The sequence below is a fragment of the Streptomyces sp. NPDC005931 genome, assembly GCF_042871235.1.
Classification (GTDB): Bacteria; Actinomycetota; Actinomycetes; order Streptomycetales; family Streptomycetaceae; genus Streptomyces.
This window is the reverse complement of sequence record NZ_JBIAIG010000001.1, coordinates 753,542-776,620: the sequence shown is the minus strand read 5'-3', so window position 1 is coordinate 776,620 and position 23,079 is coordinate 753,542. Positions and strand designations below refer to the sequence as shown.

Genomic DNA, 23,079 nt, shown 5'->3' with positions numbered 1-23,079 from the left:
GAAGCCGCATGCCAGGAGGAGCCGCGACAACGCAACGTCCTCCGCGGTGACCAGGACGGATAGGAGCGGTGCATCGGACGTCCGGTGGACCTTCACCGTCTCCGTCAGGAGCCGAGTGGCCACACCCTGCCGTCGCACTCCGGTGTGGACCGCGATCACCGACAGCCGCACATGTCCCGGAGACGGCGTCTCGGCGACGACGCACCCCAGCAACGCACCGTCGGATTCGGCGACTCGCACCGCACCACGCCCAACAGCTGTGTCGAGCACAGCCGACGAGGGGATGAGCGACGGCTCACACGAATCGATCAGGAGGGAGCGAATCGAGGCCAGATCCGCCGGGTCGGCTGTCCTGGTCGACCACGCAGCCATGTCCGTCCGTTTCGGTCAGCCCAGGTTCCGGGGTTGCATGCTACCGATCGGCGCGTGCCCCTCGGCCCTTTGACCACGGAACATCGCTTCCGACAGCATATCGTCAAGTCGACTGCGGCATTGCTGACTTGGGCTGCTGACCCGGTTGGTGACCGACGGAGCGGAGACGCTGTGACTGAGTCAGTGTTTCAGGAGACCACCGCCGAACCACGCACCCGGGCGGTGCCGCTGTCCCACCTCTCCCTGGAGCTGGGCCACTTCTACATGGAGGACTTCGAGGCCGGCCGCGGGCACCTGAGGCGCCACTTCGAGCGGGTGCGCCCCTGGGCGGACGCGGCCCGCGCCGCGACGGCCGCCGCGTCGGGCGACAGCCGCCCCAGGATCAGCACCTGCTTCCTGATCGACGACTACTTCACCCGCTTCGCCGGCCCCGCCGCACTCGTCCCGCTCCTGCTGGAGGAGGCCGACCGGGCCGGGATCGCCGTCGACTACCTGGCCCGCGAGTCCGGCTGCGCGGTCAACGGGAAGGTCCCGGTCGCCGAGGCGGTGGCCGGCCGCATCGTCGAGGAGCCGCCGCCGGGCAGCTACGGCACGCGTCCGCCGGCCACGCTGACCGGCTGGCTGGCCAACGGCGAGCGCAGTCCCACCGCGCACGCCCCGCAGGCGATGCGGAGGGCCGTCGCCTGGCAGCCGCCCAGCGAGACCGCCGCCCGCCGTCACTCCGTCTTCCTCGACGTCGAGCTGTGGAGCGACGGCCCCGACGGACAGCGCACCTGGTCCTGTCCCTTCCTGGCCGCGGTGTGGCAGCTCGCCCGGCTCGGGCTGCTGCGCAACCGTGGCGAGGCCGTCCTCGTCCCCGAGCCGCACACCGCGTCCGGTTTCCCCGACGACTGGGACGAACTGCCCTCGCTGGTGCGGCTCAACCCGCACGCGGACCCGTTCGCCGCGTACCGGACGTGTTCGGTGCTGCCCAACCGGTTCCTACCCGTCGAGCACGCCGTCCGGGTGATCCTCGACCGGATCGAGGTGGAGCCGGAAGCACTGCGCCAGGCCGCCCAGCGTGCCACGCGCGAATCGGTGCCCGTCCCGGACTCGGTGGCCGACCGGGTCTCCTACGTCTTCTACGCGGGGGCCTGACGTGGGGCCGGGGGAGAGCGCGCCGAGTGCGGCCCGGCCGGACAGGAGCGCGTCAAGGGACCCGCGGCCGGTCCCGCCCGCCCCGCCGGAGGCGCTCGCCTGCGGCGAGGTCCGCACCTGCCTGTTGCCCGCCCGGCAGGCCCTCGACAGCCGGTCCGCCGCCCAGTTCCTCGCCCTGCGCGCGGACGAGCGCGTCCTGCTCTCGGAGCGCCCCAACCACTACGGGCGTTCCCCCGAGACCCTCACCGGCGTCGACTGCCCCTTGCCCAGTGCCAACGGCGCCAGGGTCCGCGCTGTCGGCACCGTCGCCGCACGGGCCGCCCTCACCGAGGGACGCGTCCTGCAGACCTCCGCGTACTTCCGCGTCCCCGCCGCCGGCCCCGACCACCGGCGACCCTGGGGGCACTACCTGGTGCGGCCCGGAGTGGTCGAACCGTTCGGCAGGCTGCCCCGTGAGGCGGTCGCCCAAGGGCTGCTCGACGGCGGGCGGCACGGCGAACTCGACGTCGGCCTGATCGCCGGCGGGCTGCTCACCCGGCTCCTGCGCCACTCCTTGCTCGACCAGCGGCCACCGCTGAAGTCCCGGCCGACCCGGCTCCGCTGGGTGGCGCTGCCCACGGCTCGGGACGACGGCCCGGTGCTCGAGCGGTTCACCGTCGCCGAGGACGAGCTGCGCACGGTACGGCTCCGGGTGCCCGAGGGGACGCCCGCCGCCGAGATCGCCGGGCTCTGCGACGACCTCGCCCTGCACGACTGGCTGCTCACCACCGTCGTCCGCATCCTCGACGGCATCCGGCTGGGCTCCGGGGAACCCGCCCGCCCCCTGCCCGGGGCGGCGCAGTACCGTCCCGCTGTGGTGGAGGCGCTGCGGCCGGCCGTCGACCACCTGCTGCACCTGTGGATGCCGCGGGCCCGGGTGGCGAGGCGACTCGCGCCGCTGTGGGAGGCGCTGGAGGAACGGCCCGGCTTCACCCGGCAGTGGCAGACGATGGTGCAGCGCATCCGCGACCAGCTCACCCTGCACGCCGTCCCCGCTCCGTACCGGGACGTGGAGTCGGCGCCCTGACCCGCCCCGGCCCCGTACGCCCGAGCCCCCGACGCGCCCACGAGGCGCCGGGCGGACTCCCGAACCCACGCACATCCCCGCATCCCGATCCGACGCGTGTCCCAACGGAAGGAGCAGCGAGATGAGCACGGCACCATCACCCCGGCCCGACGAGACGGCCGGTCCGCCCGGCCCGGTGAACGGCGCCGACCGCGCGGGCGGCCCAGACCGGAACCCGAAGCCGACCCCCTGGACGCGCAGACTGCTGGTCGGCCTCGTCCTGGCGCTGCTCACCTGGGGCGTCGCCGCGCTGCTGAGCCCGGAGGACGGCGCGGTGCGGCAGCTCGCCGCCGCCGGGCTCGTCGCCGGAGCCGCGGTGGCCGTCCAGCACCTGCACGGCCCGCACCGCGGGGCACCCGCGGGGGCGCCTCCGACGCAGGCCCCGCAGACCGGCGCCCCCGCGGAGGTACCGGCCGAAGCGGTGCCCCACGCCGACCCGCGGAGCGTCCTGACCCGTTACACCCAGGACGTGAGGCAACTCGCCGAGCACCGGCGCGTCGTGCTGGAGCGGGGCACGGACGCCCACCCGGGCCCGGCCCTGCCGTGCGTCGACGCGGTTCCCGACCTGGCCACCAACCTCGCCGAGATCCTGGCCCCCGGACCCCCGATCCTCTCCACCTTCGTCCGGCTGGAGATGAAGCGGGTGATCGGATACATGACCGACCTCACCACGCTGAACGTCGAGTGCCCCGGCGAGAATCACGACTGGATGATCACCCTCACCCGGGCCGCCGAGGAGTCCATCTGCGCCACCAGCACCGGCGTCGACCCGGAGTTGTGGAACAGCGAGCCCGCCGGCCGCTACCTGCACGCGCATCGGGAGGCGATCGACGAGCACGGGGTGCCGGTGCGGCGGCTGTTCCTGCTGAAGAGCGCGCGGGAACTCGACGACCGGCTGCTGCGGCTGTGCGAGGAGCAGGAGGTGCTGCACATCGAGGTGCGCGTGGCGGTCCTGCCGGAGCTGCCACCCCATCTGCTGCGCGGCGCCACCGGCGACTACATTCTCTACGACGGGGCGGTGTCCTTGGAGATCGAACAGGACCTGCGCGACGTCTACGTCAGAACCCGCCTCATCGCCCGCCCGGACCACGTCCAGGACCGCATGAAGCGGTTCGAGGAGCTCTGGGAGGCGGGCATGAGCATCCGCGAACTGGAGGTCCGGGCCGACGACCAGGAGAAGGGCACCTGGATGGTCGACCGGGCCTGAGCGGGGCCGAACCGCCTCCCTCTCCCTACTCCCCGGAGAGTAACGCAGCCCCGCCACCCCCCGGCAGTCAGCGGCAACTCGGCCTCGGGCCCAACGCAACGGCCCGCCCGCGCCGGGAGTCCGGAACCATCCGGACATCCGTGCCGGAGGGAGGCCCGAGCCATGGGGGCCGCCGAGCACCACCCACGGCACGGCTCGTCGCCGGCATCGTGGCGTACGAGTCGGGCCTGGTGGCCCCGGGTCCGCCGTGAGCGGCCGGCGGCCCGTCACAGGGTGTGCTGCAGCCAGCGCTGAATCGTGGAGTTGATGCTGCCGGGGAGGGCGCTGAGACGGTCGATGGCCTCGCGGTCCTCGGGGCGGGATACCGGCCGCGGTCAGGGCGGCGTGCAGCTCCAGGCGGCGGCGGTCGCGCGGATCCAGGGAGATGTCGGCGCCGAGACGGTCGGCCGGGTGCGGCGGGGCCAGCAGGTAGTCCCGGTCGCGGGTGGCATGGTTCGGGCCGTACTCGAAAGCGGTGGCGGTCATGTCGGTCTCCTCACCAAGGGGTGTCGGTTCTGCAGGACAGGAGGCGCGGGGCGGTCGCCCCGGTTGCGGAGCGGGCGAAACGTCACGCCAACGGCGTCATCGGCAGTTCATCGTGCGGTCCGACGAACGGCCGTCCCATGCAAAGAGTTTGTTGCAAAGAAGACGTTGCAATGAACCCTTTGCATGTCTATCGTGGGGGGCGTGAAGGACTCCCAGAATCCGAAGGTCCGCAGCCTCGACGCCCGCTCACTGCGGGGACTCGCGCATCCGCTGCGCATGCAGCTGCTGAACGCCCTGCGGCGGGGCGGTCCGGCCACCGCCTCCCAACTGGCGGCCAGGCTCGGCGAGTCGAGCGGGGCCACCAGCTACCACCTGCGTCAGCTCGCCACGCACGGCTTCGTGGAGGACGCGCCGGAACACGGCAAGGGCCGGGAGCGGTGGTGGAGGGCGGTCCACGACGGCGTGAGCTTCGACGACGCCCTGCTCGGGGACCGCGACCCCGGCGTGCGCGGAGCCGCTGACCTGTTCCTGCACGAAGTCGCCAACCAGCACACCCAGGAGCTCGCGACCTGGATCGGCACGCGTGAGGACTGGCCGGAGACCTGGCGCAGCAGCTCGGACATGAGCGACTGGACGCTCCGCCTCACGCCCGAGCTCGCCCGCGAACTCATCGAGCGGATGCACGACCTCGTGGAGAGCTACCGCGCTCACGACGGCGGCCCCCCGGCGGCCGAGCAGGTCCGCGTCCACAGCCACGTCATCCCCGTCCAGACGGACTGAGAGGCCGACCGATGCACCCCGAGACACATCTCGCCCTGCACCACGCCCGACTCGCCGAAGCCCGCGCCGCCCGCGAGGTGTCACACCTCGCCGCCGCACCCGCGCGCCTCCGTCACCTGCGCAGCCGCATCGGCTGGGCGCTCGTGGAGATCGGCCTGCGGATGGCGGTCGCCCACCGGGCCGCGGTCGCCCTGCCCCGGCGCGGCGCGGCGTGGCCACTCGCCTGACGCGCGGACTCCTGGCGGTCGCCGGTGCCCGTCCTTGGTCAGCAGGACCCCGGGTACAGGGGCGAAACGTAGATCGCGGACAGCGCCCGGTCCTCGGCCACCTCGACCGGGACGGGGGCGTCGGCATCGATCAGTTCCAGGTCGTACGGCAGGGAATCCTCCGGGATGTCCTTGCCGAGGTAGGCCACGGAAACCGTGCCCCGGCAGGCGGTCGCCCGGGGCGGTGCGGTGTCGGGGACCCTGCCCTCCTTCGGACCGACCTTGTGGGAAGCGGCGCCGATCCGCTTGTACCGGTACTCGTAGCGGGCCGGGCCGAAAGTGTCCGCGTCCCTGGTCTTCTCGGTCTCGACCCAGAAGTGGGCGACCTTCACCGCGATCGCCTCGCAGGGTCTCTGGACCGCCTCCGGGCTGAACCTCAGGCCGGAGGAGTCCAGGGTCAGGCCCCTGCTCCGGAAAGCGCCGCTGCCGCTGGGCAGTTCCTTCAGATACGCGGTCAGCTGCCTGACGCCCATCCCGGCCGTTTTCACGCATTCCACGGGAGCGTCCGTGGTCGGGCTCGGCTCGGGAGTGGCCGGGTCGGGAGCGGCTGTGTACTGAGCCAGCCCGGACGGCGACGCCTCCGCCGCCGGCGCGCCTTCCCCCGAGCATCCCGAGACGGTGAGCAGCGTCGCCGCGGCGGCGGCCGTCAGCAGTGACGTGCGTGCGTTTCCCATGGGTCCTCTCCCCGTGCCGCGACACCTTGTGCGGCGTGGCCCGTCCCGGCCGGGCGTCTCACCGTGCCGCGACGTCCGCGACGAACGTCCGCCACGCTTCCCGGCCCACGACGAGAACGGCTCCGTCCGGCACCTTGCTGTCCCGGACGGGGACGGCATCGGGGACTCCGTCGGCGACCTCGACGCAGCTTCCGCCCTCGCCGTTGCTGTAACTGCTCTTGCGCCAGCAGCCGTTGCTCAGGACATCCTCGCGCATCGTCTGTGGTCCTCCGCCGCCGACTCGACCAGGGCCAGGGACGCCTCCGGTGACAGCGTGGCGACCCTGAGCAGATCGTATGCGCGCTGCGCCCGCTTCACCACGTCGGGATCGTCGATCAACATTCCCGAAAACGACGTCTCTGTATAGGCGACGGGTGGCGCGTCGTCGAACTCCATGAGCGTCAGCATGCCGCCCATGGAGGGGTGGGCGCCCTCCTCGTACGGCAGCACCGTCACCAACGCTTGACGCTCACGCATCAAACGGGCGACGTGGCCCAGCTGCTCGGCCATGGCCTCCCGCCCGCTCACCGGCACGCGCAGCGCGTTCTCGTGCAGAACCACCCAATACTCCGGCCGAGTTGCGTCCTTGAGAAGCTCCGCCCGTTCCAGTCGACCCGCCACTTTCTCCTCGACGTACTCGTCGGTGACGAATGGGTTGGCCGCCACGGTCACCGTCCGCGCATACGCCGCCGTCTGGAGAAGCCCCGGCACCAGCGTCGACGCGAACTCGCAGATCCTCGTGGCCAGCTTCTCCAACTCCACGACCTCCGCGAAGTAATCCGCATACCGCCGGTCGTCAATGAGCTTCCGCCACATTCGCTCGAAAATACCGTCGGATTGCAGCACCTCGTCGATCCGTTGCGCGACGTCCCATTGGGGCTTGCGAATGGCCTGTTCGAACTGGCCGATATAACCACCGGAGACGAACCTCGCGCACCCAGCTCCACCTGCGTGAACCCCGCCTCCTCCCGCCGGCGCTTCAGTTCCGTCCCGAAGAACTCCCACGCCGCCTGCCGCGAAGCGTTGGCCATTGATGAACTCCTTTGCGCTGCCCCGGAGTTGTAGTGCCCAAACCACTCCCGAGTGTAGACGCGTACGGTCACCATCGGGATACGAAGAGTGAAAGGGCGAAGGAAAGGGGATCACGTTGAAGGCACAGCACTCGGCGCTCCGCGTCGACGAAGCGGAGGAAGTGGTGAAGGAATTGCGGGCGGCACTCGCAAAGGCCGGAATTACCCTGTCGTCGTGGGTCCTGGACCCGGTGGGTCTCGCACGGGAGGCCCCCTGCCCGCTGATCGACATGGGGCGGTGCTCCGTCGACACGGCCCGGCGGATCGCGGCGGCGGTGGCGCGGTGAAGCCGCCCATCGGCGCGTACGTCGTGGACACCGGGACCGAGCGGGTCGGCATCGTCATGGGGCACGAGGGTCCCTACGTCCAGCTGAGACCGTTCGGCGGGGGCCGGGAGTGGGACGCCGACCCGGTGCTCGTCCGGTACGCGACCCCCGCGGAGCGGCTGCGCGCGGCGACCGCGTACGCCAACGCACGCAGCCGGGGGGAGCTGCCCTGAGGGCCGCCCGGGTACGCGAGAATGGACGGCATGAGCCTGTTCCGCGACGACGGCATCGTGCTGCGCACCCAGAAGCTGGGTGAGGCGGACCGGATCATCACGCTGCTCACGCGCGGTCACGGACGCGTACGCGCCGTGGCCAGGGGCGTGCGCCGGACGAAGTCCAAGTTCGGTGCGCGCCTCGAGCCGTTCTCGCACGTGGACGTGCAGTTCTTCGCCAAGGGGAGCGAGCTGGTCGGGCGCGGACTGCCGCTGTGCACGCAGAGCGAGACCATCGCGCCGTACGGCGGCGGGATCGTCACCGACTACGCCCGCTACACCGCCGGGACGGCCATGCTGGAGACCGCCGAGCGGTTCACCGACCACGAGGGCGAGCCGGCGGTGCAGCAGTACCTGCTGCTGGTCGGGGCCCTGCGGACACTCGCCCGCGGTGAGCACGCCCCGCACCTCGTGCTGGACGCGTTCCTGCTGCGCTCCCTCGCCGTGAACGGCTACGCCCCGAGCTTCGGCGACTGCGCGAAGTGCGGGCTGCCCGGTCCGAACCGGTTCTTCTCCGTGGCGTCGGGCGGTTCCGTCTGCGTCGACTGCCGGGTGCCCGGCAGCGTCGTACCCTCGCCGCAGGCACTGGAACTGCTCGGCGCGCTGCTCACGGGAGACTGGGAGACCGCGGACGCGTGCGAGGCGCGGTACGTGCGGGAGGGGAGCGGGCTGGTGTCCGCTTACCTGCACTGGCACCTGGAGCGCGGGCTGCGTTCCCTGCGGTACGTCGAGAAGTGACCAGAGCCGAAGCACCACGAGCTGAGGGAGACGAGAGACACATGGCCGTACGTGGGTTCCTGGGGCGTCAGCGCCGGGAGTACAGGACGCCGGAACCGCACCCTTCCGGCGCGCGGCCGCCGAAGCTCCCCGGGGAGCTGGTCCCGAACCATGTGGCGATCGTCATGGACGGCAACGGCCGCTGGGCCAAGGAGCGGGGCCTGCCGCGCACCGAGGGGCACAAGGTCGGCGCCGAGCGGGTGCTGGACGTGCTCCAGGGCGGGATCGAGATGGGCGTGGGGGCGATCTCCCTGTACGCCTTCTCCACGGAGAACTGGAAGCGGTCGCCGGACGAGGTGCGCTTCCTGATGAACTTCAACCGTGACTTCATCCGCAGGACCCGTGACCAGCTCGACGAGCTCGGCATCCGGGTGCGCTGGGTGGGCCGGATGCCCAAGCTGTGGAAGTCGGTCGCCAAGGAACTCCAGGTGGCGCAGGAGCAGACCAAGGACAACGACCGGCTGACCCTGTACTTCTGCATGAACTACGGCGGGCGGGCGGAGATCGCCGACGCGGCCAAGGCGCTGGCCGAGGACGTGCGGGCGGGGCGGCTCGACCCGGCCAAGGTCAACGAGAAGACACTGCAGAGGTACATGTACTACCCGGACATGCCGGACGTGGACCTCTTCCTGCGGCCCAGCGGGGAGCAGCGCACCTCCAACTACCTGCTGTGGCAGAGCGCCTACGCGGAGATGGTCTTCCAGGACGTCCTGTGGCCCGACTTCGACCGGCGCGACCTGTGGCGGGCCTGTCTGGAATTCGCCTCGCGGGACCGCCGCTTCGGCGGTGCGATCCCGAACGAGGAGTTGCTGGCCATGGAGGGCCGGCAGGCGTAGGGGGCCCGCGGGTGGGTGCCGCCCGGGGGTGTGCGGCGGGCGCGGTGTTCGCGCTCGCCGCGCTCGTCGTGCTGCTGAGCTTCGGTGCCACCGTCGAGATGGAGGCGTTCCACGGGCTGCGGGAGAACCTTGCGCCGCTCGCCGTGTACCTGCTGGTCCTCGCGGCGATGGCGGCGGCCGGCGGGGTGGCACTCGCCGGCCGGCGGTCGTACGCGGGCCGGACGGCCGCCGCCGTCCTCGTCGGCCTGGTGGCGCTGCGGCTGTGGACGCTCGCGCCGATGCTCCACTGCTGGTCGTACGACAGCGTGGGCCGTGGGGCCGACGGCACCTACACCTGCGTCGACCGGGGCTGACCGCTCACCGTGCGGCGCACTCCGCGCAGGTACCGAAGATCTCCACGGTGTGGGCCACGTTCACGTAGCCGTGTTCCGCGGCGACGGCCTCCGCCCACTTCTCCACGGCCGGGCCCTCTACCTCGACCGCCTTGCCGCAGGTGCGGCAGACCAGGTGGTGGTGATGGTCCTCGGTGGAGCAGCGGCGGTAGACGGACTCGCCGTCGGCGGTGCGCAGGACGTCGACCTCGCCGGCGTCGGCGAGGGACTGCAGCGTGCGGTAGACGGTGGTGAGACCGACCGAGTCGCCCTTGTGCTTCAGCATGTCGTGGAGCTCCTGCGCGCTGCGGAACTCGTCGACCTCCTGGAGCGCAGCCGCCACTGCGGCACGCTGCCGGGTGGCGCGGCCCTTCACGGGCGGTCCTGCGGTCGTCACCGGATTGCCTCCTCACGTCTGGCTGTGCCCGGGCCATTGTGCCAGTCCGGGCACGGGCGGGTCAGACGCCGACCTCGCCGCCGGACTTCCGGCTGGCCGGAATCGCGCACTCGGCGGGGTCGCCGGCGGGTTGCGCGGCGGCCAGCGCCCGGGCGCGGCGGCGGGCGAGCGGGGCGGCCAGCACGGTCAGGGCGATGAACGCGCCGATCGTCAGCAGCACGATCGTCGCGCCGGGCGGCACGTCCTGGTAGTACGAGGTGACGGTGCCGCCGATGGTGACGCTCACGCCGATGGCGACGGCGATCGCGAAGGTGGCGGCGAAGCTGCGGCTGAGCTGCTGGGCCGCCGCGACCGGCACCACCATCAGCGCCGAGACCAGCAACAGGCCGACCACGCGCATCGCCACCGTCACCGTGACCGCCGCGGTGACCGCGGTGAGCAGGTTCAGGGCGCGCACCGGCAGGCCCGTGACCCGCGCGAACTCCTCGTCCTGGCTGACCGCGAACAGCTGGCGGCGCAGGCCGACGGTGACCAGCACCACGAACGCCGCGAGCAGGCAGATCGCCGTGACGTCGGACTCGCTCACCGTGGACAGGGAGCCGAAGAGGTACGAGGTGAGGTTCGCGTTGGAGCCGGTCGGGGCGAGGTTGATGAACATGACACCGCCCGCCATGCCGCCGTAGAAGAGCATCGCGAGGGCGATGTCGCCGCGCGTCCTGCCGTACCAGCGGATGAGCTCCATGAGGACGGCGCCGAGGACGGACACCAGGGTCGCCATCCACACCGGGGACCAGCTGAGCAGGAAGCCCAGGCCGACGCCGGTCATGGCGACGTGGCCGATGCCGTCGCCCATGAGGGCCTGGCGGCGCTGCACCAGGTAGACGCCGACGGCGGGTGCGGTGATGCCGACCAGGACGGCGGCGAGCAGCGCCCGCTGCATGAAGGCGTAGTTCAGGATCTCCATCAGCTCAGCAGTCCCGTGCGGATCGGTTCGGCGCCCGCCGGTGCGTGCGGGTGTACGTGGTCGTGGCCGGGCAGCGCGTGCTGGCCGACCGCCTTCGGGGGCGGGCCGTCGTGCGTCACACAGCCGTCGCGCAGGACGACCGCCCGGTCGATCAGGGGCTCCAGCGGGCCCAGCTCGTGCAGCACCAGCAGGACGGTGGCGCCCTCGGAGACCTGGCGGCGAAGCGTTTCGGCGAGGACCTCCTGGCTGGCCAGGTCCACGCCCGCCATCGGCTCGTCCATGATCAGCAGTTCGGGTCCGGCGGCGAGCGCACGGGCGATCAGGACCCGCTGGTGCTGACCGCCGGAGAGGGCGTCGACGGAGTCCTTGGCCCGGTCGGCCATGCCGACGAGCTCCAGGGCGTGGCGGACGGCCTCGCGGTCGGCCCTGCGGAAGACGCCGAAGCGGCTGCGCGAGAGACGGCCCGAGGAGACGACCTCGGTCACCGTGGCGGGCACGCCGCCCGCGGCCGTGGTGCGCTGCGGGACGTAGCCCACCCGCGCCCAGTCGCGGAACCGGCGCTGCGGGATGCCGAACAGCTCGATCTCGCCCGCACCGACCGGCACCTGGCCGATGACGCTGCGCACGGCCGTCGACTTGCCGGAGCCATTGGCCCCGAGCAGTGCGACGACCTCACCGCGGCGCACGGTGAGGTCGATGCCGCGCAGGACGGGGCGCGAGCCCAGCTCGGCGCGGACGCCGCGCAGGGAGATGACGGGCTCGGTGGTCATGCCGTCCTCCGTTCGTGAGTCGGTCACTTGGCTCCCAGAGCCGTCTGGAGAGCCTTGAGGTTGGACCTCATGACCTCGAAGTAGTCGTCGCCGCGGGACTTTTCGGTGATGCCCTCGATCGGGTCGAGCACGTCCGTCCTCAGCCCGGTGTCGGCGGCGAGGGTCTTCGCCGTCCTGTCGCTGACCAGCGTCTCGTAGAAGACGGTGGTCACGCCGTCGGCCTTGGCCGTCTTCCCGAGTTCCTTCACGCGGGCGCCGCTGGGCTCGGAGTCGGGGTCGAGGCCGTTGATGGCCTCCTCGATCAGGCCGTAGCGCTCGGCGAGGTAGCCGAAGGCGGCGTGGGTGGTGACGAAGACGTCGCTCTTCTTGTTCTTCAGGCCGGTCTCGAACTCGCTGTCGAGGGCCTTGAGCTTGCCGACCAGGGCCTCGGTGTTCTTGCGGTAGTCGGCGGCGTGGTCGGGGTCGGCCTTCTCGAAGGCCTTGCCGACGCCCTCGGCGACCTCGGCGTACTTGACCGGGTCCAGCCAGATGTGGGGATCCTGGCCGCCGTCCTGCTCGTGGCCGTGCTCGTCCTCGTGGCCGTGTTCGTCGGCGGACTCCCCGGCGTGCTCGTCCTCGTGGCCGCCGGCCTCGGTGCCGTGCGCCTCGAGGGAGGTCAGGGTGGCGGCGTCGATCTTCGTCTTCACCCCGGACTGGCCGATGGCCTCGTCGACGGTGGGCTGGAGGCCCTTGAGGTAGAGCGCCGCGTCGGACTCCTGGAGCTGCGCGGTCTGCCGGGCGCTGATCTCCAGGTCGTGCGGTTCCTGGCCGGGCTCGGTGAGACTGGTGACGTTCGCGTGGTCGCCGCCGATCTGCTCGGCGAGGAACGCCATCGGGTAGAAGGAGGCGACGACGTCGAACTTCTCGGTGTTGCCCGCGGCTGCGCTGTCGGAGGAGCAGGCGGAGAGGGTGCCGAGGCCGAGAGCGGTGACCGCGGTCACCGCCGCGGCGGGTATGAGGCGTCGTCGTACGTTCATGACAGTCATTTTCAACAAATATGGAAACCGTTGTCAACAAGTAGGCGGGACGTCCACGGCGGGGACCGATGGCGGGGACCGATTTGGTCGAGGGGCAGGCCACGCCGGTAACCTGAAGCATTCGCTGGAAGCATCTCGCTTCGTCGCCCGTCGTCGTAATGAAGAGAGCACCGTGGCCGCCGACAAGATCGACACCATCGTCAGCCTGAGCAAGCGCCGTGGCTTCGTATTCCCCTGCAGTGAGATCTACGGCGGCCAGCGTGCCGCCTGGGACTACGGGCCGCTGGGTGTCGAGCTCAAGGAGAACCTCAAGCGCCAGTGGTGGCGCTACATGGTGACGTCGCGCGAGGACGTCGTCGGTATCGACTCGTCCGTGATCCTGGCCCCCGAGGTCTGGGTCGCCTCCGGCCACGTCGCCACCTTCACGGACCCGCTGACCGAGTGCACCGCGTGTCACAAGCGGTTCCGCGCGGACCACCTCGAGGAGGCCTACGAGGCCAAGCACGGCCGCGTGCCCGAGAACGGCCTCGCGGACGTCAACTGCCCCAACTGCGGCAACAAGGGCCAGTTCACCGAGCCCAAGCAGTTCTCGGGCCTGCTGTCCACGCACCTTGGCCCGACGCAGGACTCCGGCTCCATCGCCTACCTGCGCCCCGAGACCGCCCAGGGCATCTTCACCAACTTCGCCCAGGTGCAGACCACTTCGCGCCGCAAGCCGCCGTTCGGCATCGCCCAGATGGGCAAGTCCTTCCGCAACGAGATCACGCCCGGCAACTTCATCTTCCGCACCCGCGAGTTCGAGCAGATGGAGATGGAGTTCTTCGTCAAGCCGGGCGAGGACGAGACGTGGCAGGAGTACTGGATGGAGCAGCGCTGGAACTGGTACACCGGCCTGGGCCTGCGCGAGGAGAACATGCGGTGGTACGAGCACCCGAAGGAGAAGCTCTCCCATTACTCCAAGCGCACCGCCGACATCGAGTACCGCTTCAACTTCGGCGGCAACGAGTGGGGTGAGCTGGAGGGCGTCGCCAACCGCACCGACTACGACCTGTCGGCCCACTCCAAGGCGTCCGGCCAGGACCTCTCCTACTTCGACCAGGAGGCCGGCGAGCGCTGGACGCCGTACGTCATCGAGCCGGCGGCCGGTGTCGGCCGGGCGATGCTGGCGTTCCTGCTCGACGCCTACGTCGAGGACGAGGCGCCGAACGCCAAGGGCAAGATGGAGAAGCGCACGGTGCTGCGCCTCGACCACCGCCTGGCCCCGGTGAAGGTGGCGGTCCTGCCGCTGTCCCGCAACCCGGAGCTGTCGCCGAAGGCCAAGGGTCTCGCGCAGACCCTGCGCCGGCACTGGAACATCGAGTTCGACGACGCCGGCGCCATCGGCCGCCGCTACCGCCGCCAGGACGAGATCGGTACGCCGTTCTGCGTCACCGTCGACTTCGACACGCTCGACGACGACGCGGTGACGGTGCGCGAGCGCGACTCGATGAAGCAGGAGCGCGTCTCCCTGGACCAGATCGAGGGCTACCTGGCCTCGCGTCTGATCGGCTGCTAGGTCCCTGACGGACTCGGTCGGTCGGTGAGCGAACGCCGAACGCCGGGCGGGCTGAGTGATCAGCCCGCCCGGCGTTCGTTGCGGTCAGCGACCGGACGGCGCTGCTGGGGAAGTGATCGCGTCCCGCCGGGGGGCATCAAGCGACGACTCGTGCACGGCGAACACGGCATCGCATCGGTCCCGGACAGCGGCGTCATGTGTGGCGACGACCACGGCGCAGCCCCGCTCGCTCATGTCTCGGAGGATGTCGACGACGGCGGTGGCATTGACCTCGTCGAGGGCGCCTGTGGGCTCGTCCGCCAGCACCAGTGCCGGCCGCGCGATCATGAGGCGGGCCAGGGCCACGCGTTGCTGCTCGCCTCCGCTGAGTCGGTGGATCCGCTCCGTGCCGCGCCCCGCCAGGCCCACGCGCTCAAGCGCCTCCGCCATGGCCGAGCCACCCTTGCCTCGCGATGATCGCCGTATGCTCGCGGCCACTTCGAGATTCTCGTCGATGGTGGCGTTCTCGATCAGGGCATAGTGCTGGAACAGATGGCCGAGACTGTCGCGGCGGAAGCGGCGGATCTCGCCTCTCCCGAACCGGGTGATGTCCTTCCCCTCGTATCGGATGGTCCCGCCGGTCGGTCTCTCCAGCAGCCCGAGGCAGTGGAGGAGCGTCGACTTGCCCGATCCACTCGGACCGACGAGGGCGAGCATCTCACCGCGGTCGACCGTGAAATGCACGTCGCGCCACAGGACCCGGGCGTCGAAGGTTTTGGACAGATTTTCGACTGATATCACACCATGCTCCGGCTTGCTGAAGGTCTCCGAGGTTGGAAGGGTTCACCCGGCGGTCGCCCCCTCCTTCACGATCCGGCGATGGAAGAACGCGAGAGCGAGCAACACCGCCCCGAATTCGAAAGCGACCAGTCCGGTGAGGACACCGATGTCCAGCCCGGTGAGGTGCGTCGGCTGGAAGGGAGCGGGCGCCCCGAGGGCCGCCAATTCCTTCAGTTCCTGTCTCTGCTGCCACGCCTCAAAAGGGACTCTCGTGGCGAAGACGACCGCGATCGCCGCTTCCACGATGATGATGAAGCGATGGATGGCCACGTACCGCCATCCACTGAAGTGCCGGACGAAAATGGTCTGCGCATTCTTGCGGGAGTAGATGATGCAGACGCCGACGCCGGCGATCAGCAGAACCATCACGGCGACGATGAGGTTGAACATCTGCAGTCGCAGTTCGTTCACCGCGTTCCGGAGGTCCAGGGCGGTCTTCTGGCCGACAGGACTCATGGCGCTGATGTAGCTCTGCAGCTTGTGTGCCTCGATACCACTCATCACGTCGTTCGGGTCCGGGAAGACGACTCCCGCCTGCGTGGCATACGTCGTGTAGGCGTCATCGCTGAGGAGGTGCGAACCGTTGGGGACGGCAAGAAGGACCGGATCGCGCACCATGGACCTGTCCTCCTCCGGCCCATGGGCCGAACTGTAGGCGTAGGCCCCGGTGTTGTACCCGAAGAGACTCTGCCCCGTGCTGCTGTGCAAGATCTTGAGAGGGATGTTCCGGCTGCGGCCCTGATCGATGATGTCGGATGCCGCCTCCTTGATCGCCGCAGTGTGCGTGGACAGGGATGCGGGGATGATGACGCGCACCGGGCGTGCGTCGGGTGCCTCGCCGGTCCGGGCCTCGGACGCGTACCGCTTCCCCGCCGGGTCGAGAACCGGCTGCTTCTCGAGATACGTGTCGTTGACGATGAGGATTTCGCCGGGTGGTAGACGTGCACCGGGGGCGGACACCTGGAGGTCTCTGCGTCCGGCGAGGACGATGTCGCCGCGCTTGTCGGCTTCACGCAGCCACGGCCCCACATGGGCGTCCAGTTGGTCGGTGTGCATGGCGAACGCGCCGCTGAGACGGATGGAGACCGCATCACCCACGGTGTCGTAGACGTCGCGGTTGTCAAGACGCATCATGACGTCCCGGCCCGCGACGGTGACGTTCGTGGCGATGCCGAGCGCCAGCAGCAGTGCGGGGATCCGTACGAGGTAGACGCTGACGGACGCGGCGCGCGAAGGCAGTTCACCCTTGAGCGCGCGCAGTATGCCCACCCTGAAGGTCAGCGAGAGCACTGCCGCGTGCGTCGCGACCACCAGGACGGTCAGGAGGGCGGCGACCACCGCGGCCACAGCGGCGAAAAGCCCCAGCCAGGCGAATCCGTTGTAGAAGCCGAGCACAACGAGTGACGTCACGGCCACGGTGCCGGCCGAGGCGAGCCAAAAGACCACCAGGCCACGCAGATCGCGCAGAAGTATGCCCGGAAGGGACATGCCCTGCATGCGCAGGATCCCGTACGTCTTGGTGTTGAGCAGCACGCTCGCACCGGTCATCGCCAGTGCCGCGAGGGCGACCACACACAGGGCCCGGATCAGGGGATCATCCGCGTAGCGGTCGGCCAACTCCGCGTACGACAGGGGATGCGTCACCTGTGTGGTGAGACCGAGGCCGCGCAACTCGGCCACCAGGGCATCGGCAGACGCGTGTGGTCCGAAGACGTAGTAGGAGCCTCGTGGGTCCTGATGTCGGATCTCGGAGATCGGATGGACACGTGTTTCGTAGTTCCTGCTGAACGCAGGATATCCTTCGTCCAGCCACGCCGCCGTCATGGAACCGGGTCTGCCCGGGGCCATGTACAGATGCCGACGACCGTCGGGGTTTCTCAGATCCGCGACCTCACGAGCCACTCCGATTCCCCGCTCGGCCGAGAAGGACTCGACGGCGTGGATGACCCGGGCTCCGTTGGTGGAACCATCGGTGTCGACGACGTCGACCAGAGCCGAATTCCCCAGCACCGAAGTGTCGTCCAGCCCTCGCACGAACATGAAAGTCAGCGCTGCGGAGAAGGCCAAGACGGCGGCGTGAACAAATCTTATGCCTCGATGCAGCATCTGGAACCTAAGGTGAGGGCGCTCGGTGAGCACGTCCGAGAAGGTCGAATGATTGAATTGCTTGGGAAAGCGGCGGGGCGAGAAGGGCTCGCACCCGCCGCTGAGGGCGAATCAGATGACCAGGATCAGCAGCTCGGGTCGTAGTAGTACGAGATCCCGCCGCCGTTCTTGGAGCCCGAGGCCAAAGACCACTGACCCGCAGCCGTGCAGCCGCTCTTGAAGGTCTGACTGCCGATCTTCACCGAGGAGGCGTGCCGGTTCTTCGGGTGCTTGTAGTTCGACCACGCCGAATTGGCGCCCTCGTCGTAGCTCCACTTTCCGCCGGCAACGTCGACGGTCGTGGCGATGGCCGGAGTGGCCGCGGCGAAGAGGAGCGCGGCGGACGCGACAGTAGCCTTCATCACATTTCTCTTGTTCATTTCTTAACCACCTCTCGGGAACGGGATTGATCTAACGAGCGACGACCTTGATCGAGAAGGCGGCAGGAGGGCAACACCTGGGTGATTTTCGCCGGATAAGTTGACCAGAACCGGCGGTTACCGCCGGAAGGCTGACGGAAAGAAGATGATCAAGATCAGGACGGTGGCCTGAATGTGCTACCTGGGGGTAACGAGCTCGTCGCTTGCATCGCAGCCCTGTGCGGACCGGTGAGACAGGCGCAACATTCATAAAGCAGTGCAGGAGCGTTAGGGTGCTTGCGGATCATGGTCAGTGAACGGCCGGTGAGACAGCTCCACCACAACTCCCGCTCTGGAAGCCCTCTTTGATGTCGATCGACCCCACCTTGCGTTCGTTACCTCGCTGTCGGAGGGCTGGAGCAACGTCCCCGGCGGCTGAGGCCGCCGCTCGGCGTCGCACCGTTCCCGTCTGGGTCCTTCCGGTGCTGTGGACGGTCACCCTCGGCCTGTGGGGGCTGTCGCGGCAGGGCAGTGTGTGGCGGGACGAGGCCGCGACCTGGCAGGTGGCCCAGCGTTCCACGGCCGACATCTGCCGCATGCTGGAGAACGTCGACGTGGTGCACGGCTGTTACTACCTGCTGATGCACGCACTGTTCGAGTGCTTCGGCGCCAGCACCACCACGCTGCGGGTGCCCTCCGTGCTGGCCATGGCCGTGGCGGCGGGGTGCGTGGCCGTCATCGGGCACCGGCTGGCGGGCGTGTGGGTGGGATCGGCGGCGGGGCTGGCGCTGGGTCTGCTGCCGGCGGTGCAGTTCTACCTCCAGGAAGGGCGGCCGTACGCATGTGTGGCAGCCGGAGCCGGCATGTCCACCTTGCTCCTCGTGAGCGCGTTGCAGAGGCGCGTCCGCGGGCTGCACTGGGCCGCGTACGGCACCACCGTCGTGCTGATGGGACTGCTGAACTGGCTCTCGCTGATGATCCTTCCGGCCCACCTGGCGACTCTCCTCTGGTGCCGCGCCCGGCGCGACGTCCTGACACGCTGGACGGCGGCCTCCGCCGCCGCCGTGGTGTGCGTGCTGCCGCTCATCGTGTTCAGCCGAGGCCAGTCGGCCCAGGTCTCATGGATACCGCCACTGACCTGGCACATGCTGATCGGCCCCGCGGTGCTGCTGGCGATCGGCGGGGTCGGCGCGCTGCTCGACCGGCCGCAGCCGGGTCGAATATCCGTGGCTGCCGTCGGGCTGCCGTTGCTGGCGGTGCCTCAGATCGGCCTGCTGGCACTGTCCTTGGTGCAGCCGCTGTTCCTGGACCGGTACGTTCTCTACAGCCTGCTCGGCCTGGCGTTGCTGATCGGCGCCGTCATCGGCGCGGCAGCTCGGGCGGTCGGGGCCCGGAGTCGGAGTGCGTCGAAGTGGATCCTGCCCGCGGTGGTCGCCGTGGCCATGGCCGCTCTGATGCCGCAGTCGCTGGCGAAGCGATCACCGGAAAGCCGGGTGGACGACGTCGTGGCGATCACTTCGGACGTGCGGCGGACGAAGGAGACCGGCAACGCGGTGCTCTTCCTCCCGTCGGCCCGCCGAGACACCCGGTCCGTCTCACCGGACGCCTTCGTCGGACTGCGGGACGTCGCCCTCGCCGAGAGCCCGGTGAAGTCCGCGACCCTCAAGGGGGTCGAGGCGAGCCCGGAGCGCATACGTGCCGCGATGCTGCTGCAGGAGCGGATCCTGTTGGTGACGGACGCACCGTCCGTGGCCAGGCCGGTCACGGGGGAACGGGACCGGATGAAGGCCTCCGTGTTGAAGAGGTACTTCAGGCTCGTGGCCGACGAACAGGTCCGGGGCCGCAGGCTGGCCGTGTACGAACGACTCGAGTCCGCTCCGTTGCCGTCCGGGCGCCATTCCTGAGGCTGTCCCCGGCAGCGGTCCTGGAGTCGCTCGACGTTGTCGCCATAGGTCCAGTGCTTCGCGTCGTCCCCATCGATCAACCACGTCGTCGGGCTCCGAGGGACGTGCCGCAGTGCCGCCACCGCATCGTCGACCAGGGGCGGCGACACTCGTCGGCCCCGCACGTCTCCGCCGGATGGGTGGCCCTTCACGCAGTGTCCATGCCGTCCTCCCCGGTGCGGTCGCCGGGGTGACGAATGACGACTGACAGATATTGAAATCTGTCAGTCGTCATGTCAGAGTGAGGGCATGACGACGACCACGCGTATCCAGTCCTTCCGCGCCCTCGGCGCCACCGGCCCCCGTGTCTCCGCCCTCGGCCTGGGCTGCATGGGCATGTCCGCCCTGTACGGCGACGCCGACCGTGCCGAGTCCGTCGCGACCGTCCACGCCGCCCTGGAGGCCGGGGTGACCCTGCTCGACACCGGCGACTTCTACGGCATGGGCCACAACGAGCTGCTGATCGGCGAGGCCCTGCGCACCGCCCCCGCCGCACTTCGGGAACAGGCGCTCACCAGCGTGAAGTTCGGCGCGCTGCGCGGCCCCGACGGCGACTGGCTCGGCTACGACGGCCGTCCGGAGGCCGTACGGAACTTCGCCGCCTACTCGCTCCAGCGCCTCGGCGTCGACCACATCGACGTCTACCGCATCGCCCGTCTCGACCCGGCCGTGCCGATCGAGGAGACCGTCGGCGCGATCGCCGAGCTGGTGGAGAAGGGGTACGTCCGGCACATCGGCCTCAGCGAGGTCGGCGCCGAGACCATCCGCCGGGCCGCCGCCACCGCCCCCATCGCCGACCTCCAGATCGAGTACTCGCTGATCTCGCGCGGCATCGAGGCCGACATCCTGCCGACCACCCGTGAGCTGGGCATCGGCGTCACCGCGTACGGCGTGCTGTCGCGCGGCCTGATCTCCGGCCACTTCTCCGCCGACCGGCACCTGGCCGCGCACGACTTCCGTGCCCACTCCCCGCGCTTCCAGGGCGAGAACCTCCGGCACAACCTGAAGCTGGTGGAGGCGCTGCGCGAGATCGCCTGGCACAAGGGCGTCACCGTTGCCCAGACCGCGATCGCCTGGGTGCTGTCCCGGGGCGAGGACATCGTCCCGCTGGTCGGCGCCCGCACCCGGGAGCGGCTCGAGGAGTCCCTCGGCGCGCTGGACGTCGTCCTCGACGCGGCCGACCTCGCCGCCGTCGAGGAGGCCGTGCCGGCCGACGCCGCCGCCGGCGAGCGGTACGCGGCACCGCAGATGGCGGACCTCGACAGCGAACGCTGACCCGGGGGCCGGGTACCGTCACCTCATGCCATCGACCAGCGAGACCCTGACCGCCGAGCGCATCCTCGAAGCCACGGAGGAGGTGCTGCGCCGCCACGGCCCGGCCAAGGCCACCGTGGTCGACGTGGCCCGCGCGCTCGGCGTCAGCCACGGCAGCGTCTACCGGCACTTCCGCACCAAGGCGGCGCTGCGCGAGGCGGTCACCAAGCGCTGGCTGGACCGCACCTCCGAGGCGCTGGCCGGGATCGCGGCCGACGAGGAGAGGGACCCGGAGGCGCGCCTGCGCGCCTGGCTGCTCACCCTGTTCGACGCCAAGCGGCGCAAGGCGGGCGACGACCCCGAACTGTTCGCCACCTACATGGTGCTCACCGGTGAGAACGGCGAGGCGGTCGGCGAGCACATCGCCGACCTCACCGCTCAGCTGACCCGCATCCTGGAGGCGGGCGCCGCGTCCGGCGCCTTCACGGCCGCCGCCGACCCGGTCACCACGGCCCGCGCGGTCTTCCAGGCCACCGGCCGCTTCCACGACCCCTGCTACGCCAAGGACTGGGAACAGCCCGGCACCGACGCGGAGTTCGAAGCGGTCGTGGACCTGGTGGTGCGCGGCCTACGGGGCTGAACCCGCCGGATCCACCGTCGCCTGGTGGGCCTCGGCCAGATGGTCCCGGGCCTTCAGCCACGGCAGGAACTGCGCTCCGCGGCGCCACCCGCAGGTGTCGCAGCTGATCGTGCGCTGCACACCGGTGCGCGAGACCCGCACCACGTGCCGCCGTCCGTGCTGGTCCCACCGGCTGACCTCGCTGGTGTCGATCTGCGGCATGGTGCCTCCGGCATCAGGGTTCGGGTGTCGCCGTTCTTGTGCCCCGGTTCGGGGCCGACATGGAGTGTGCAGCATCCACGCCACCCGGCGGGAGGGCGGGGGGCAGGCGCTCAGGGTCGTGCCGTCCACTCCGCGCCATGCGGGACAATGGGGCCATGCCCATGCCCACGCCCACCGCGACCTCGACCCTGACGATCGGCCCGCACACCGTCCGGCCGCCCGTCGTGCTCGCCCCCATGGCCGGGATCACCAATGCGCCCTTCCGCACCCTGTGCCGGGAGTTCAGCGGCGGCAAGGGCCTGTTCGTCAGCGAGATGATCACGACCCGGGCACTGGTCGAGCGCAACGACAAGACCATGCAGCTGATCACGTTCGACCAGAGCGAGAAGCCGCGCTCCATCCAGCTGTACGGCGTCGACCCGGGGACCGTCGGCAAGGCCGTCCGCATGATCGCGGAGGAGGACCTCGCCGACCACATCGACCTCAACTTCGGCTGCCCCGTGCCCAAGGTCACGCGCAAGGGCGGGGGCTCCGCGCTGCCGTTCAAGCGGAACCTGCTGCGCGCCATCCTGCGCGAGGCCGTCAGCGGGGCCGGGGACCTCCCCGTCACCATGAAGATGCGCAAGGGCATCGACGACGACCACCTCACGTATCTCGACGCCGGCCGGATCGCCGTCGAGGAGGGGGTCACCGCCATCGCCCTGCACGGCCGCACCGCCGCCCAGCACTACGGCGGCACCGCCGACTGGGACGCCATCGCCCGCCTCAAGGAGCACGTGCCCGAGATCCCGGTGCTCGGCAACGGCGACATCTGGTCGGCCGAGGACGCCCTGCGCATGGTGCGCGAGACCGGCTGCGACGGGGTCGTGGTCGGGCGGGGCTGCCTGGGGCGGCCCTGGCTGTTCGCCGACCTGGTGGCCGCCTTCGAGGGCCGCACCGACGACATCGCCCGGCCCGGCCTGCGCGAGGTCGCCGACGTGATGGTGCGGCACGCCACGCTGCTCGGCGAGTGGATCGGCGACGAGGCGCGCGGGGTGATCGACTTCCGCAAGCACGTCGCCTGGTACCTCAAGGGCTTCGCGGTCGGCTCCGAGATGCGCAAGCGGCTCGCGATCACCTCCTCACTGGCGGAACTGCGGGCCGGGCTCGACGAGCTGGACCTGGACCAGCCGTGGCCGGCCGGTGCGGACGGTCCGCGCGGCCGCACGTCCGGCAACAACCGCGTGGTGCTGCCGGACGGCTGGCTGAAGGACCCGTACGACTGCGCCGGCGTCGGCGAGGACGCGGAACTGGACACCTCCGGCGGCTGACCCGTTCTC

25 protein-coding genes and 2 pseudogenes are annotated in these 23,079 nt (G+C 70.3%); 15 read left to right on the top strand and 12 right to left on the bottom strand.

Features of this window, described 5'->3' with window-relative positions:
* Positions 1-12: 12 nt before the first annotated feature.
* Positions 13-372 (bottom strand): annotated as a pseudogene (locus ACFYOV_RS03560) (GNAT family N-acetyltransferase); the annotation flags it as partial.
* Between the two features lie 171 nt (positions 373-543).
* Between ACFYOV_RS03560 and ACFYOV_RS03555 the strand changes: the two are divergent.
* The 5 genes from ACFYOV_RS03555 to ACFYOV_RS03535 all read left to right on the top strand — a co-directional run bounded on the left by ACFYOV_RS03555 (position 544) and on the right by ACFYOV_RS03535 (position 5,353).
* Positions 544-1,509: an SCO2522 family protein gene (locus ACFYOV_RS03555; protein ID WP_389082256.1), complete on the top strand. Its 966-nt coding sequence runs from the start codon at positions 544-546 to the stop codon at positions 1,507-1,509.
* Positions 1,510-1,633: 124 nt separating this feature from the next.
* Positions 1,634-2,575, top strand: a complete 942-nt coding sequence (locus ACFYOV_RS03550; RefSeq protein WP_389082254.1) for an SCO2521 family protein — start codon at positions 1,634-1,636, stop codon at positions 2,573-2,575.
* A 121-nt stretch (positions 2,576-2,696) separates the two neighbouring features.
* A complete protein-coding gene (locus ACFYOV_RS03545; RefSeq protein ID WP_389082251.1) occupies positions 2,697-3,821 on the top strand; it encodes a hypothetical protein in 1,125 nt (374 codons plus the stop codon).
* Positions 3,822-4,547: 726 nt separating this feature from the next.
* Positions 4,548-5,126 (top strand): ArsR/SmtB family transcription factor, encoded by a 579-nt coding sequence (locus tag ACFYOV_RS03540; protein WP_389082249.1) that lies wholly within the window; start codon positions 4,548-4,550, stop codon positions 5,124-5,126.
* Between the two features lie 11 nt (positions 5,127-5,137).
* Complete coding sequence (locus ACFYOV_RS03535) at positions 5,138-5,353, top strand: hypothetical protein (RefSeq protein WP_389082247.1); 216 nt, start codon at positions 5,138-5,140, stop codon at positions 5,351-5,353.
* 38 nt (positions 5,354-5,391) lie between these two features.
* Here the strand turns inward: ACFYOV_RS03535 and ACFYOV_RS03530 are convergent, their stop codons facing one another.
* The 3 genes and pseudogenes from ACFYOV_RS03530 to ACFYOV_RS03520 all read right to left on the bottom strand — a co-directional run bounded on the left by ACFYOV_RS03530 (position 5,392) and on the right by ACFYOV_RS03520 (position 7,136).
* On the bottom strand, positions 5,392-6,066 hold the full coding sequence (locus tag ACFYOV_RS03530; protein WP_389082244.1) for a hypothetical protein: 675 nt from the start codon (positions 6,064-6,066) through the stop codon (positions 5,392-5,394).
* Between the two features lie 58 nt (positions 6,067-6,124).
* Positions 6,125-6,322 (bottom strand): DUF397 domain-containing protein, encoded by a 198-nt coding sequence (locus tag ACFYOV_RS03525; RefSeq protein WP_389082242.1) that lies wholly within the window; start codon positions 6,320-6,322, stop codon positions 6,125-6,127.
* Positions 6,304-7,136 (bottom strand): annotated as a pseudogene (locus tag ACFYOV_RS03520) (helix-turn-helix domain-containing protein). The gene ACFYOV_RS03525 and the pseudogene ACFYOV_RS03520 overlap by 19 nt, the downstream one beginning before the upstream one ends.
* Before the next feature lie 116 nt (positions 7,137-7,252).
* On the opposite strand from ACFYOV_RS03520, the gene ACFYOV_RS03515 reads away from it, so the two are divergent.
* From ACFYOV_RS03515 to ACFYOV_RS03495, 5 genes are read left to right on the top strand one after another with little or no spacing between them, the layout of a single operon-like run.
* Entirely contained in the window at positions 7,253-7,462 is a 210-nt protein-coding gene (locus ACFYOV_RS03515) for a hypothetical protein (protein WP_389082239.1), read from the top strand.
* Entirely contained in the window at positions 7,459-7,674 is a 216-nt protein-coding gene (locus ACFYOV_RS03510; protein WP_389082237.1) for a hypothetical protein, read from the top strand. The genes ACFYOV_RS03515 and ACFYOV_RS03510 overlap by 4 nt, the downstream gene beginning before the upstream one ends.
* A gap of 30 nt (positions 7,675-7,704) precedes the next feature.
* Positions 7,705-8,451, top strand: coding sequence for a DNA repair protein RecO (gene recO / locus ACFYOV_RS03505; RefSeq protein ID WP_389082234.1), 747 nt, complete (start codon positions 7,705-7,707; stop codon positions 8,449-8,451).
* A 41-nt stretch (positions 8,452-8,492) separates the two neighbouring features.
* A complete protein-coding gene (locus ACFYOV_RS03500; RefSeq protein WP_389082232.1) occupies positions 8,493-9,326 on the top strand; it encodes an isoprenyl transferase in 834 nt (277 codons plus the stop codon).
* 11 nt (positions 9,327-9,337) lie between these two features.
* Positions 9,338-9,679, top strand: coding sequence for a hypothetical protein (locus tag ACFYOV_RS03495; RefSeq protein WP_389082230.1), 342 nt, complete (start codon positions 9,338-9,340; stop codon positions 9,677-9,679).
* Positions 9,680-9,683: 4 nt separating this feature from the next.
* Here the strand turns inward: ACFYOV_RS03495 and ACFYOV_RS03490 are convergent, their stop codons facing one another.
* From ACFYOV_RS03490 to ACFYOV_RS03475, 4 genes are all read right to left on the bottom strand, one after another.
* The gene (locus ACFYOV_RS03490) at positions 9,684-10,094 is read right to left on the bottom strand and encodes a Fur family transcriptional regulator (RefSeq protein ID WP_389082227.1); all 411 of its coding nucleotides are present in this window, start codon (positions 10,092-10,094) and stop codon (positions 9,684-9,686) included.
* A 61-nt stretch (positions 10,095-10,155) separates the two neighbouring features.
* The gene (locus ACFYOV_RS03485) at positions 10,156-11,058 is read right to left on the bottom strand and encodes a metal ABC transporter permease (protein WP_389082224.1); all 903 of its coding nucleotides are present in this window, start codon (positions 11,056-11,058) and stop codon (positions 10,156-10,158) included.
* Positions 11,058-11,828: a metal ABC transporter ATP-binding protein gene (locus ACFYOV_RS03480; RefSeq protein WP_389082222.1), complete on the bottom strand. Its 771-nt coding sequence runs from the start codon at positions 11,826-11,828 to the stop codon at positions 11,058-11,060. The genes ACFYOV_RS03485 and ACFYOV_RS03480 overlap by 1 nt, the downstream gene beginning before the upstream one ends.
* A 23-nt stretch (positions 11,829-11,851) precedes the next feature.
* Positions 11,852-12,844, bottom strand: coding sequence for a metal ABC transporter substrate-binding protein (locus ACFYOV_RS03475; RefSeq protein WP_389082219.1), 993 nt, complete (start codon positions 12,842-12,844; stop codon positions 11,852-11,854).
* Between the two features lie 172 nt (positions 12,845-13,016).
* Between ACFYOV_RS03475 and ACFYOV_RS03470 the strand changes: the two genes are divergently transcribed.
* The gene (locus ACFYOV_RS03470; protein WP_389082217.1) at positions 13,017-14,399 is read left to right on the top strand and encodes a glycine--tRNA ligase; all 1,383 of its coding nucleotides are present in this window, start codon (positions 13,017-13,019) and stop codon (positions 14,397-14,399) included.
* Between the two features lie 84 nt (positions 14,400-14,483).
* Here the strand turns inward: ACFYOV_RS03470 and ACFYOV_RS03465 are convergent, their stop codons facing one another.
* The 3 genes from ACFYOV_RS03465 to ACFYOV_RS03455 all read right to left on the bottom strand — a co-directional run bounded on the left by ACFYOV_RS03465 (position 14,484) and on the right by ACFYOV_RS03455 (position 17,743).
* On the bottom strand, positions 14,484-15,179 hold the full coding sequence (locus ACFYOV_RS03465) for an ABC transporter ATP-binding protein (protein WP_389082215.1): 696 nt from the start codon (positions 15,177-15,179) through the stop codon (positions 14,484-14,486).
* 42 nt (positions 15,180-15,221) lie between these two features.
* A complete protein-coding gene (locus tag ACFYOV_RS03460; protein WP_389082213.1) occupies positions 15,222-17,357 on the bottom strand; it encodes a bacteriocin-associated integral membrane family protein in 2,136 nt (711 codons plus the stop codon).
* Between the two features lie 92 nt (positions 17,358-17,449).
* Positions 17,450-17,743 (bottom strand): lactococcin 972 family bacteriocin, encoded by a 294-nt coding sequence (locus ACFYOV_RS03455; protein WP_389082211.1) that lies wholly within the window; start codon positions 17,741-17,743, stop codon positions 17,450-17,452.
* Positions 17,744-18,204: 461 nt separating this feature from the next.
* Between ACFYOV_RS03455 and ACFYOV_RS03450 the strand changes: the two genes are divergently transcribed.
* The 3 genes from ACFYOV_RS03450 to ACFYOV_RS03440 all read left to right on the top strand — a co-directional run bounded on the left by ACFYOV_RS03450 (position 18,205) and on the right by ACFYOV_RS03440 (position 21,559).
* The gene (locus ACFYOV_RS03450) at positions 18,205-19,626 is read left to right on the top strand and encodes a hypothetical protein (RefSeq protein ID WP_389082208.1); all 1,422 of its coding nucleotides are present in this window, start codon (positions 18,205-18,207) and stop codon (positions 19,624-19,626) included.
* A gap of 288 nt (positions 19,627-19,914) precedes the next feature.
* Positions 19,915-20,940 (top strand): aldo/keto reductase, encoded by a 1,026-nt coding sequence (locus ACFYOV_RS03445; RefSeq protein WP_389082206.1) that lies wholly within the window; start codon positions 19,915-19,917, stop codon positions 20,938-20,940.
* Positions 20,941-20,965: 25 nt separating this feature from the next.
* A complete protein-coding gene (locus ACFYOV_RS03440) occupies positions 20,966-21,559 on the top strand; it encodes a TetR family transcriptional regulator (RefSeq protein ID WP_389082204.1) in 594 nt (197 codons plus the stop codon).
* Here ACFYOV_RS03440 and ACFYOV_RS03435 read toward each other — a convergent pair.
* Positions 21,548-21,760: a hypothetical protein gene (locus ACFYOV_RS03435; RefSeq protein ID WP_389082202.1), complete on the bottom strand. Its 213-nt coding sequence runs from the start codon at positions 21,758-21,760 to the stop codon at positions 21,548-21,550. The two genes, ACFYOV_RS03440 and ACFYOV_RS03435, sit on opposite strands and share 12 nt — an antisense overlap.
* A 137-nt stretch (positions 21,761-21,897) precedes the next feature.
* On the opposite strand from ACFYOV_RS03435, the gene dusB reads away from it, so the two are divergent.
* Complete coding sequence (gene dusB, locus ACFYOV_RS03430; protein ID WP_389082199.1) at positions 21,898-23,070, top strand: tRNA dihydrouridine synthase DusB; 1,173 nt, start codon at positions 21,898-21,900, stop codon at positions 23,068-23,070.
* The last annotated feature ends 9 nt before the right edge of the window (positions 23,071-23,079 follow it).